Genomic DNA, 12,255 nt, shown 5'->3' with positions numbered 1-12,255 from the left:
GTGTTATTGGATTTCACGGACATCGCGTTGAAGATCATCCAAACTGATTTCATTTTCATCGCGAATAAGGCTTACATCCAATGCAAGCGATTGCATTTCTTTGACAAGAACGTTGAACGATTCTGGTAATCCAGGAAGCATCATGTTCTCGCCTTTTACAACTGCTTCGTACATCTTTGTACGACCTGCGATATCATCTGATTTCACAGTTAGGAACTCTTGAAGAGTATAGGCAGCTCCATACGCTTCCATTGCCCAAACTTCCATTTCCCCGAGTCTTTGACCACCAAATTGCGCTTTACCACCAAGAGGCTGTTGAGTAACAAGACTGTATGGCCCAATAGAACGAGCGTGAATTTTCTCGTCAACAAGGTGATGGAGGCGAAGAACGTACATAACACCAACTGTTACTTGGCGGTTGAATTTTTCACCAGTACGTCCATCATAAAGTGTAACTTGTCCTGAGCGATCGAGATCAGCTAGTTCAAGATATTTAAAGATTTCTTCTTCTTCTGCACCGTCAAATACTGGATTTGAAAGTGTAACACCTTCTTTGTATTTGCGCACAAATTGGCGTAATTCTTCATTAGAACATGATTTCACAAATTCATGCACGGAGGGATCATCCCAGACTTTGCAGATATAGTCTTCAAGCTCTGCACGAGGCGCTGCTTTATCAAGCATATCATTTATTTTTAAACCGATTCCACGCGCTGCCCAGCCAAAATGTGTTTCCATAATTTGGCCGATGTTCATACGAGAAGGAACCCCAAGAGGGCTTAATACGATGTCTACGGGTTGTCCGTTTTCAAGATATGGCATGTCTTCAACAGGAACAATTTTGGAAATTACCCCTTTATTACCGTGACGACCTGCAAGTTTATCACCCACTTGTAAACGACGTTTAATAGCCACATAGACTTTTACCATTTTGATAACGCCAGGAGGCAATTCATCACCACGTTTCGCACGGGCAATTTGCGCTTCTGTCATTTCGCGCACGAGGGCGATTTTCTCATTCATGGATTTTTTAATTTTTGCAAGTTGCGCGCTTTTGTCTGAACTTACTAATTCTAAGGATTTAATTTGTTCAATAGACATTCCTGCGAAAGCTTCTTTTGGAATTTTTTCTCCAGAAGAAACCTTGAAAGTGTGGCCATCTTGTTTTGTTTCAAAACTAACAGCTGCAACTTCAAGGACAAAAAGAGATTCTAACTTTTCAACAGTTGACTTGCGGATAATTTGAATACGATCGCGTTCATCCTTTTTCAATTTAGCAATTTCTTGTTCTTGAACTTGGATCATACGACTATCGAGTTCAGCACCCTCACGTGAGAATACTTTCGCTCCAATAACTGTACCTTGCACTCCTGGTGGAACTCGCAAGGAAGTATCACGGACGTCAGCAGCTTTTTCGCCAAAGATGGCACGTAGAAGTTTTTCTTCTGGTGTCAATTGAGTTTCGGCTTTTGGAGTTAATTTTCCTACAAGTATATCGCCTGGTTTCACTTCTGCACCAATACGAACAACACCTGCATCGTCTAAATCTTTTAACGATTCGTCACTGACATTTGGAATATCAGATGTAATTTCTTCTTTTCCTAATTTAGTATCGCGGCTAATGCATTCAAACTCTTGGATGTAAACAGAAGTGTATAGATCTTCACGCACAACACGTTCAGAAACAACAATACCATCTTCGTAATTGTAACCATTCCAAGGAAGGAATGCGACAACAACGTTTTGTCCAAGTGCAAGTTCACCCATTTCTGTAGCGAAACCATCTGCAATAATATCACCCTTTTCAACTTTATCTCCTACTTTAACAATAGGTTTTTGGTTTACACAGGTATCAACGTTAGAACGCGTAAATTTAACCAAAGTATAAATATCAACTTCTGAAGCCACTTCAGTAACGTCTGAGGAAACTTCATTCGCTTTAATAACAACACGTTCAGCATCCACAGAGATAACTGTACCAGCACGTTTTGCAACAACTGTTACACCTGAGTCAGCGGCAACGGTTCTTTCCATTCCAGTACCAACTAAAGGCGCTTTTGTACGCAATAAAGGAAGACCTTGGCGTTGCATGTTTGCACCCATGAGGGCACGGTGCGCATCGTCATTTTGAAGGAAAGGAATTAAGGAAGCCGCAACAGAAACCGCTTGGTTTGTCGCCACATCCATTAAGTCAACTTCTTCAGCCGTATAGATATTTGTTTCACCTGAGCTACGTGCGTTCAGCAACTCATTTGAGTTTATTTTATTTTCAGCATCAGCTTTGATGCGTGCTTGGGCAATAACGTGATCGCGCCATTCATCTGTTGAAGAATAATAGCGAACTTCATCAGTTGGTGAGCGATCAACCACGGTACGATATGGAGTTTCAATGAATCCATATTTGTTTACTTGCGCAAATGAAGCTAAAGAAACAATCAGACCAATGTTTGGACCTTCGGGAGTTTCAATAGGACAAATACGACCATAATGAGTTGGGTGAACGTCACGAACCTCAAAACCTGCTCTTTCACGGGAAAGACCACCAGGCCCAAGGGCAGACAAACGACGTTTGTGATAAACTTCAGCAAGTGGATTAGTTTGATCCATAAACTGACTTAATTGTGATGAACCGAAAAATTCTTTCACCACAGCAGTTACTGGTTTTGCATTCACAAGATCGTGCGGCATAAGGCTGTCTAAATCTTGTAATTGAAGTCTTTCTTTAATTGCACGTTCAATTCTTGTTAAACCAATACGATATTGATTTTCTAATAATTCACCAACAGCACGTACACGACGATTGCCAAGATGGTCGATATCGTCAACTTTAATTTTGCCACTACGAACATCTAGTAAGCGTTTAACTGTGCCAATAATGTCTTCGCGAGTTAAAGTACGGTAGTCGATATCAATATTATTTAAATCGAGTTTTTCATTTAATTTTAAACGACCAACACGAGAAAGATCGTATCTGTCTTTTTCAAAAAATAAATTTTGGAAAAGATTACTTGCGTTTTCTAATGTCGGAGGATCTCCTGGACGCATTCTGCGATAAATTTCTAACAATGCCTCTTCTGTATTAACAGTTTTATCAACCATTAAAGTATCGCGGAAAGAAGAATCAACGTTTAAATCATCAATAAACAAGATTTGAAATTTAGAAATACCTTTTAACATGATAGCGTCAAGAATTTTTTCTGAGATATCTGTGTTAATAGGGAATAAAACTTCACCTGTATCTTCGTCAATAATATCTTGACCAATGATTTTTCCAACAAGTTCTTCTTGTGGGAAATGAAGTTCTTCTACTCCAGCTGCTTTTAATTGCTTAATATGTAAAGCAGTGATTTTACGGTTCCGTTTTACAAGAGTATTATTAGGATTTTTAGGATCCATAATATCACTTGAAGCACGTTGTCCACGTAAACGATCTAAATCTACTTTACGATAGAATTGTCCATCACGGTTGATAATTGTTTCGCATTCATAAAAAGTGCCAAGCAATTCTTCAGTTGTATAGCCAAGCGCTTTTAAGAGAACTGTAGCAGGCATTTTTCTACGGCGATCTATTCGACAATAAAGAATATCTTTAGTGTCGAATTCAAAATCTAACCATGATCCACGGTATGGAATGATACGCGCATTATATAAGAATTTTCCGGATGATAGAGTTTTGCCTTTGTCATGGTCAAAGAATACACCTGGTGAACGATGTAACTGGGATACAACCACACGTTCAGTTCCATTGATGATAAATGTACCATTTTGGGTCATAAGAGGAATTTCACCAAAGTAGACCTCTTGCTCTTTGAAACCACGAATGGATTTCACACCTGTTTCATGATCTACGTCCCAAATAATGAGGCGGATAAGAACTTTAACAGGAGCTGCATAAGTCATGCCTTTTGAACGACACTCTTCGACAGTGTATTTAGGTTCATCTAAGGAATAACTGACAAATTCAACAGAAGCTGTTGCATCAAAATCTTGAACGGGAAATACACTTTTGAACACTCCCTGTAGACCCGCTTCAATGCGAGAGTCAGCGGAATCTGTTCCTTGAAGGAATTCAGCGTACGACTTCTTTTGAATGTCAATTAGATTTGGCATTCCTATGATAGGTTTTACTTTAGCAAAAGAACGACGGTGACGGACGAAGCTAGATGCCAGATTGGCCATATTGAGTCCTCTGCGTAAAAAAAAGAAAGGATGCTAATATAAAATTGCTAAATGACTTGCGGCTTTATTCACATGGGATACCATACGTGAACAGAACAAAGCTCACAATATTAGCACAACAGCAAAAGTCAAGCCATAGAACAAGTTGTTCAATAGCTTGACTCTTAAGCAAACAAAACTGAAGAAGCAATATAATTAATATTACTTAACTTCGATTGTTGCGCCAACAGCTGTAAGTTTTTTCTTGATGTCTTCAGCTTCAGCTTTAGTAACGCCAGCTTTAAGAGATTTTGGCGCGCCTTCAACAAGATCTTTAGCTTCTTTAAGACCAAGACCAGTGATAGCACGAACTTCTTTAATAACGTCAAGTTTTTTGTCGCCAGAAGCTTTTAACACAACTTCAAATTCAGTTTGTTCAGCAGCAGCAGCAGCGCCTGCAGCAGGAGCAGCCATCATAGCAACTGGAGCAGCAGCAGATACGCCAAATTTGTCTTCTAATTCTTTTACAAGCTCAGCAGCTTGAATAAGAGTTAAGTTTTCGATGTAAGAAATGAATTGTTCTTTAGTAATAGACATTGCGAGTCCTTTAAAAATTAAGTTTCATAGCGAAACGATTAGATTAAACACAAAATAAATTCACAAACGGGCAAAGCTTGTTAACCGGCTTTTTTATCTTTGATGGCGTTAAGAACTTGTACCAAGTTTCTAGGAACACCATTGAGTACACCAAGAAGCCCACGATGTGGTGCAACCATAGTACCGATAAGTTGGCCAAGAAGTACTTCGCGTGAAGGTAAAGAAGCGAGTTGTTCAACTGCTTTAGGTGTTAATAAGGATTTCTCCATATATCCACCAACAATTTTAAGCTTCTCACATTTCTTTGCGGATTCAGAAAATACTTTTGCAGCTGCTGCTGAATCACCGTAAGCAAAAACAATACCCATTTGGCCTTTGAAGAGATCAGAGATAACATTTTCATCTCTGCCTTCAACTGCTTTTTGAGCAATAGTATTTTTAACTACGTGGAAATCAGCTTGGACTGCTTTGAGTTCACGACGCATTGCCGTAAGCTCTTCCACTGTCATTCCTGAGTAATTAGCTAGGAACACAGCACCAGATTTGTCGAGTGCTTCTACAACACTGTCGCGCCACTGGACTTTAGCGTTACGATCCAAGAGAATGCCTCCCCTAAGTTATTCGCAGCTCCACAGGCAAAATGGAATTACGAGGTTAATAAACCGCAGGGGTCAAAGTCTATGCGGGGATTATATGAGTGCATTATTTGCAAACACAACCAGCAGTCTGAGACCCTTACGAAACAAAATTAAACTTTGTATTCAGTAGGTTCAATGCAAACAGAAGGAGTCATTGTTGCGCTTACATAAACGGATTTAATGTAAGTTCCTTTTGCTGCAGCAGGTTTAGCCTTAACAATAGCATCGATAAATGCTTTTGTATTTTCTTCTATTTTCTTAGCTTCAAAGGATACTTTTCCTACTGGAGCTTGAATAATACCTGCCTTATTTACTTTAAATTCCACACGGCCAGCTTTCGCTTCTTTTACCGCATTTTTAAGATCTTGAGTTACTGTACCCACTTTTGGGTTAGGCATGAGTCCGCGAGGAGCAAGTATACGACCTAGACGACCCACAACACCCATCATGTCAGGAGTAGCGATAGCTGCTTCGAAATCAAGCCATCCGCCTTGAATTTTTTGTGCAAGGTCATCACCACCAACGTAGTCAGCACCAGCTTCTTCAGCTTCACGGATTTTTTCGCCCTTAGCAAATACTAAAACGCGCACCTTTTTGCCAAGGCCATGAGGAAGAACTACCGCTCCGCGAACATTTTGATCAGCGTGGCGAGGATCTACACCGAGGTTCATTGCAACTTCAACAGTTTCATCAAATTTTGCATAGGAAACTTCTTTTAGAAGTTGGCTTGCTTCATTGATATTATAGGCTTTTGTAGAGTTTATTTTTGCTCTTGCAGCCTTCAATTTTTTACTAATTTTTCTAGCCATATAGAATTCCTTATGAGGTTAAGCGGCTGGTAAGAGCCTCCCTCGGTTTAAATTATGCTTTAACTTCAATACCCATAGAACGAGCTGAGCCTTTGATAAGCTTTTTAGCCGCTTCAATGTCGTAGCAGTTGAGGTCAGGTAGCTTAGTTTTAGCAATTTCTTCAACTTGCTTTTCAGTTACGGAACCAGCAATTGCTTTACCAGGAGTTTTACTTGCAGATTCAAGCTTTGCTGCTTGTTTTAGCAAAATACTCGCTGGAGGAGTTTTTGTAATAAAAGTAAAGGACTTGTCAGAATAGACAGTAATGATTGTTGGAAGTACAACGCCAGGTTGTTTTTGAGTTCTAGCATTGAATTCTTTAACAAACATTGCAATGTTTACACCACGTTGTCCAAGTGCTGGACCTACAGGTGGCGCAGCAGTAGCTTGAGCGCCTTTGATCTGGAGCTTAATGAGCCCGACGATTTTTTTAGCCATTGTAATTTCCTCATATAATAAACACTCACCCAAAAAGGTGCATTTTGGGCGTGAATGCAAACCGATAATACATAATTTTAATTGATGCAAGGAAAAAGGAAGAGATTTAGGGAGTCTGTGCTTACTCTGTCATCTTCTTAAATTCCCGCGTGAGAATAGGAACCGCTTGGAAAAGATCGGCTACAATTCCATAATCTGCTTTTTGGAAAATGGGCGCATCGGCATCGGTGTTGATAGCAACAATGCATTTTGAAGTGCGCATTCCAGAAAGGTGTTGAATGGAACCAGAGATTCCACATGCAACGTATAAATTAGGATTTACTGTTTTTCCAGTCTGACCCACCTGTAAATCATAGGGCGCATAACCTGAATCAACTGCTGCCCGCGAAGCTCCTACGGAACCGTGGACAGTATCAGCGCACTCAAACAGAAGTTTGAAATTATCTTTATTTGCCATGGCGCGCCCACCTGAAACAATAATACTTGCTTCGGTTAAATCAGGACGTTCGCTGTTTCCTTTTCTTACTTCAACAACTTTGGCCGTAATCTTTGCATTGTCAAATGCACAAGCAAATTTCTCAATATTTGCTTGTGCGTTTGCATCGGCAATTTCACTTGGACGTACATTGGGACGTAAAGTTATAAAAGTTGTTGGAGCTTGAGAAACAGCTATCTTGGAGCATTTTCCTAGGTACATTGGCATATCAGCTGTAACGGTTTCGCCATCGAGCTGAAAAGAAATGACATCGGTAAGCATAGCTCCCTGATTGCGAATGGCGAGGCGCGGGAAAAAATCCCTCCCTGTTGGTGAAGCTGGTCCCACAATAATTGTGTAGTTATTTTTTTTAATGATTTGAGTAATTGCTTGGATTGTAGGCTCACCTTGATATGTATTTGTTTCTGGAGAATCGATAATATAAACTTTTGTTGCACCAAAGGTTGCTACAGTTTTTGCATGTTGTTCGCAGCTCTCGCCAAGTAATACAGCATGAATATTTTCTGTTTTACCACCAAGCATATTTCTGGCTTCAGCTATTGTTTCACCAGTAGTAGATTTTAATTTTCCATTTCTAACTTCAGCATAGATAAGAACTTTATGAGACATGGGTTTTTCCTTATTTAAATCACTTTTGCTTCAGAGCGAAGAAGTTTTGCCACTTCAACAACCATTTCTTCCACGGGTTTGCCTTTAAATATTTTTCCAGGAGCTTTTTCAGGAGGTAATTTATAATTTTTTACTTCTATTCTAGCTTTCTCTGTAATAAGTTCCGAGGCTTTTTTCTCGGCAATCGGTTTTTTCTTTGCTTTCATTATTCCTGGTAGGGAAGGAAAACGCGGATCATTAAGGTTTTGATGCGGCGCAATTAAAAGTGGAAGCTGAGCTTCATAAACTTCAACAATACCACCCTCTACGTCTCTTTCGCACTTTAAAGATTTTCCTTCATTTTGCCATTCAATTTTTGAGATGTTAACTAAACTAGGCATTCCTGCAAATTCAGCAACCATAGGCCCTACATTCCCAGCGCCTTCATCAGTTGTGTTTAAACCGGCAAAAATGAGGTCTGGTTTTTCTTCCACAACAACTTTTGCAATTGCTGAAGCTATTGTAAAAGAATCTAAATAATTAGAGAAACCTTCGGTATTAATCCAGACTCCTCTATCGATCCCCATCGCAAGAGCCTTGCGGATAGTTTCTTGTGCGCGGGAAGGGCCTACGCTTACAACAATGCTTTCCCCTTTAAATTTTTCTTGTGTTCGTATTGCTTCTTCCATTGCATATTCATCGCATGGATTAACCATATATTTAAAATCAGCTTCATCTATCGCTTTGCCACCAGAGGCGATTTTAATCACTGTTTCTGTATCAGGAACATGTTTAGCTAGAACAAGAATTTTCACTTTATTCCCCCAGAGAAGGATTGATTGTTTAACACATAAAAAAGACACCACTAAGTCAGAATGAGATTACTAATTCCAGTTAGGGTGTCAAATGGGGCAAATGTTCTAATGACAAAATAAAATAGCTATAGAAGATATTATTAAGATTTTCTTTTTATGCAGACATGACGATTTTTTGCTTCGCCTCTACTCTCAGTTTCAAAACCAGCTTCTGTAATTAAAGAATGTTGTTCTCTGCGGACAAAAGAATTTTGAGGTGCAAGGCTTACCTCATTGATATTTTTATTTTTTATAAGATTTTGAATGGCCTGCTTTGCTTCTGCCAGAGCATCATCGAGATTTATATTTTGCTTGGAATCGGTTTGAAAGGAGTTTTTAAATCCTCCGTTAAAAGAAGAATGTTTGTTCTCTTTTGACGATTTATCAAACTGCTGTCTGTTCTCTTTCGCTTCTTGGAAATTTTTTAATTCAAATTTTTGTTTTGGTTCAAAAGATTTTGGACGTGATTGTTGCTGTTCATGCTGATTTGTTTTTTCTGAAAAATGAGATTTTTCCTGCTGAGATGGTTCTCTTGAATGTTTCTTTCTATCACTGGAATTGTCTTTTTCATGCTTAGCTTTTTGACGTTCAATTCTTCTTGCCTTCCGTTCTTCATGCTCTCTCTCGAAGAGTTCTTTGAATTGAAGTTCATAGGCTGCTCCACAAGGAGGGCGAACATTCCAATCAATCACTTCTGGAATATATTCTTTTTTTGTATATTTCCAAAGAATATAGGCTTGTAACAAAGGAAAGTAGTTTCCAAAAGTTTTCTTAGAAAAAGAAGAAATGAGGCTCCAGACTTCTTGGGTATAAAGTTGATCTACATTTTCATTATTTTCATTTACCAAAGGAAAAAGACTATAGGGTTCTTCACTTTGTTCTAAAGCTAAAAATTGAGAATACTTTGCCATAGCTAAAGCAATATTTTTGCTGGAAACGGCTTTCGGGATAGATTGGCCTGAAAAATTAGGGAGAGTTTGTCCAGTAAATTGAAGAATTAAGTAATTTAAATCTGCAAATAAGGTGGCAACAGAATGAGAAAACCAAGAAATATTCTCTATATCAACGTTTTCATTCCGGTGAAAATTTGGCAAAATATGAAAATGATGGCTGATAATTTCATTTAATAAATTTTTAAAGGTATTGAAGTCAGGATTTTTTGGAGCTGTCCAAGATTTTGTCAAAAACGGATCGAAACGTAAATGTGAGTTGAAATCTCCGTTATTTTTCAAACGCGCTTCAAATGCCTGATTAACAGCAAATATAAAGGTATCAGGATTAATAGAAAATTTAGATAGTTCTGTCACTGTAGAATGTCCCATATAAAGTTCAGCTAAAGGCGGTTGTTTGCCTTTTGTTTTGAATAGTATAGCAGTCTTATAAAATTAGGACTACAACCTAAGTGCTTATGGGATAAACCTTAATGAAAGAAAAGTCACTAATGAATTTGGACAGTCAACAAAAAACAGGTATGTCTAGCCGATTAAAGTACCTAAGAGAGAAATTAAGCCAAATACCACATAAGCCTGGCGTCTATCTGCATAAAAATGAGTTTGGTGAAATTTTATATGTTGGGAAAGCTAAAGATCTTGTCAATCGTTTGAAATCCTATTTTTATGGAATTGAAAATCATTCCCCAAAAACAAAAGCTTTAGTTCTTAAAATTTATGATTTTGAAATTATTATTACAGAAAATGAATATGAATCGTTGTTATTGGAAAATAATTTAATAAAACATAATAAACCTAACTACAATATACTGTTACGTGATGATAAAACGTATCCGTATATCAAAATAGACATTCAAGAAGAGTGGCCTAAAGTAACTGTAGTAAGAAAAAGAAAAAAAGATGGAAGTTTATATTTTGGTCCTTATACATTAACTGGGCAAGTTATTCAATTAATGAATTTGATTAACAGATTTTTTCCGTTAGTAAAGTGTACTCCTACAGTTTTTAAAACTGTTACAAGACCATGCAATTACTATGATATAAAAAAATGTTTAGGTCCTTGTAAATTAACAGTTGATAAAAAAGAATACGAAAGTCATTTAAATAATGTGATAGCTATTTTAAATGGAAAATCAAAAGATATACTAACTAAAATTAAAAAAGAAATGTTATTATCAGCTGATGCGTTAAATTTTGAAAAAGCTGCTATGCTAAGAGATCAATTAAAAGCAGTAAGTCAATTAACTGAAAATCAATCTGTAACTTTATCAGAAGAAATTGATATTGATATTTTGGGATCTTATTGGAGTAAAGATATCGCTGCGTTTTATGTTGCACAAATTCGATCTGGGAAAGTTATAGGTGGTGATTCTTATATTATAAGACATATTACAGAAGAACCCAGTGAAGATGGGAAATATGATAATACTCAGGATGAAATGCAAAGAATATATTCAGCATTTGTTTGCCAGTATTACTCGCAAAAAAATGTTCCTGAAAATATTATATTTTCAAATGCAGAAAATGTAATAAATAGCGAAAACTTTTTAATGATAGAAAAATATTTAAATGAAAAATTCGGAAAAAATGAGAATAATAGTAAAAAAATATTGCACTTAAATAAAAACATTTTCACTAAATCTTTAAAATCTAAAGATAAAATATTACCAAAAAAAATAGAAAATTTAGTCCTTCATGCAAATAAAAACGCTGAGAATAAATATAGTGAACATATAAAAATGGAAGAAGTAAGTAATAATTTATTAATGGCATTAAAAGAGTTTTTAAAATTAAGTACTATCCCTCTAATTATAGAATGTTTTGATATTTCAACTTTTCAAGGAAGTGAAACTGTAGCCTCACAGGTTGTATTTAAAAACGGCAAACCTAGCAAAAGCTCCTATAGGAAATACATTATAAAAAGTGTTATAGGACAAGATGATTTTGCAAGTCTTAGAGAAGTTATAAGAAGGCGTTTTAAAGATAGAAATAATATACAAATTCCTAATGTTTTATTAATTGATGGAGGTACCCCACAGATTAGAGAAGTTGGCTGGATGTTGAAAGGATTAGGTTTGGAACATATTAATTTTCTTGGTCTTGCTAAATCGAGAAATGAAAAAAATTTTAAATCAGCGATAGTTACAGCATCAGAGGAAAGAATTGTAATACCTGCAAGAGGAGTTAATGGTGAATTACTACCTGATGTTCCTCCAGAAACAAGAATTCTTCAACAAGGCTCCGCAGAATTTAAATTGCTCACGCAAATAAGAGATGAAGCTCATCGCTTTGCGATTACTTTCCATCGGCAAAGACGGGATAAAAACTCATTGAAGTCAATCTTGTATGAAATAAAAGGATTAGGAGCAAAAAGAAAGAAAAAGTTATTAGAAACCTATCCAAATTTGAAAGATATAATCCATTTAAATTTAAAGGAAATTTCAGATACAACTAAAATTCCGTTAAATGTCATTCAGCAGATAGTTGAAAAACTCAAATCTTAAATGTAACAAATGAATAACTGAAAGCCTAAAATCCTAATATAAATTGATTAAATTTATCAATATAAAGAAATAAATTTATTTTAAAAATTTAGAAGTAAAACTGAAAATTTTTATAAATTTATATTATTTAAATAAATTCTTTTTGCTTTTAATAAATATTTGATTTATTTTATTTTTAGTTTT

The 12,255-nt window shown here is 36.7% G+C and carries 9 protein-coding genes; 1 reads left to right on the top strand and 8 read right to left on the bottom strand.

From position 1 onward, the window contains the following. Positions 1-3: 3 nt before the first annotated feature. The 8 genes from rpoB to QEJ31_RS03795 form a co-directional block, all read right to left on the bottom strand. The gene (gene rpoB / locus QEJ31_RS03830) at positions 4-4,179 is read right to left on the bottom strand and encodes a DNA-directed RNA polymerase subunit beta (RefSeq protein ID WP_280592474.1); all 4,176 of its coding nucleotides are present in this window, start codon (positions 4,177-4,179) and stop codon (positions 4-6) included. A 201-nt stretch (positions 4,180-4,380) separates the two neighbouring features. Then, complete coding sequence (gene rplL, locus QEJ31_RS03825) at positions 4,381-4,755, bottom strand: 50S ribosomal protein L7/L12 (RefSeq protein ID WP_280592473.1); 375 nt, start codon at positions 4,753-4,755, stop codon at positions 4,381-4,383. 80 nt (positions 4,756-4,835) lie between these two features. After that, on the bottom strand, positions 4,836-5,354 hold the full coding sequence (gene rplJ, locus QEJ31_RS03820) for a 50S ribosomal protein L10 (protein WP_280592472.1): 519 nt from the start codon (positions 5,352-5,354) through the stop codon (positions 4,836-4,838). 149 nt (positions 5,355-5,503) lie between these two features. Beyond that, positions 5,504-6,202, bottom strand: a complete 699-nt coding sequence (gene rplA, locus QEJ31_RS03815; RefSeq protein ID WP_158998137.1) for a 50S ribosomal protein L1 — start codon at positions 6,200-6,202, stop codon at positions 5,504-5,506. A 52-nt stretch (positions 6,203-6,254) separates the two neighbouring features. Further along, entirely contained in the window at positions 6,255-6,680 is a 426-nt protein-coding gene (gene rplK, locus QEJ31_RS03810; RefSeq protein ID WP_158998575.1) for a 50S ribosomal protein L11, read from the bottom strand. Between the two features lie 121 nt (positions 6,681-6,801). Beyond that, positions 6,802-7,785: an electron transfer flavoprotein subunit alpha/FixB family protein gene (locus QEJ31_RS03805; protein WP_280592471.1), complete on the bottom strand. Its 984-nt coding sequence runs from the start codon at positions 7,783-7,785 to the stop codon at positions 6,802-6,804. 14 nt (positions 7,786-7,799) lie between these two features. After that, positions 7,800-8,579 (bottom strand): electron transfer flavoprotein subunit beta/FixA family protein, encoded by a 780-nt coding sequence (locus tag QEJ31_RS03800; protein WP_280592470.1) that lies wholly within the window; start codon positions 8,577-8,579, stop codon positions 7,800-7,802. Positions 8,580-8,719: 140 nt separating this feature from the next. Continuing rightward, positions 8,720-9,925 carry a R3H domain-containing nucleic acid-binding protein gene (locus tag QEJ31_RS03795; protein WP_280592469.1) on the bottom strand — a complete coding sequence of 402 codons (1,206 nt, stop codon included), beginning with the start codon at positions 9,923-9,925 and terminating at the stop codon, positions 8,720-8,722. Between the two features lie 116 nt (positions 9,926-10,041). Between QEJ31_RS03795 and uvrC the strand changes: the two genes are divergently transcribed. After that, a complete protein-coding gene (gene uvrC, locus QEJ31_RS03790) occupies positions 10,042-12,072 on the top strand; it encodes an excinuclease ABC subunit UvrC (protein ID WP_280592468.1) in 2,031 nt (676 codons plus the stop codon). Positions 12,073-12,255: the final 183 nt, after the last annotated feature.

The organism is Pigmentibacter sp. JX0631 (assembly GCF_029873255.1).
Taxonomy (GTDB): domain Bacteria; phylum Bdellovibrionota_B; class Oligoflexia; order Silvanigrellales; family Silvanigrellaceae; genus Silvanigrella.
The sequence above is the reverse complement of the archived record's forward strand: the minus strand, read 5'-3'. Positions and strand labels throughout refer to the sequence as shown.

Excerpts from the sequence above, each read along its gene's own strand:
- rpoB (WP_280592474.1), bottom strand. The coding sequence starts at position 4,179 with ATGGCCAATCTGGCATCTAGCTTCGTCCGTCACCGTCGTTCTTTTGCT.
- rplL (WP_280592473.1), bottom strand. The coding sequence starts at position 4,755 with ATGTCTATTACTAAAGAACAATTCATTTCTTACATCGAAAACTTAACT.
- rplA (WP_158998137.1), bottom strand. The coding sequence starts at position 6,202 with ATGGCTAGAAAAATTAGTAAAAAATTGAAGGCTGCAAGAGCAAAAATA.
- rplK (WP_158998575.1), bottom strand. The coding sequence starts at position 6,680 with ATGGCTAAAAAAATCGTCGGGCTCATTAAGCTCCAGATCAAAGGCGCT.
- QEJ31_RS03805 (WP_280592471.1), bottom strand. The coding sequence starts at position 7,785 with ATGTCTCATAAAGTTCTTATCTATGCTGAAGTTAGAAATGGAAAATTA.
- uvrC (WP_280592468.1), top strand. The coding sequence starts at position 10,042 with ATGAAAGAAAAGTCACTAATGAATTTGGACAGTCAACAAAAAACAGGT.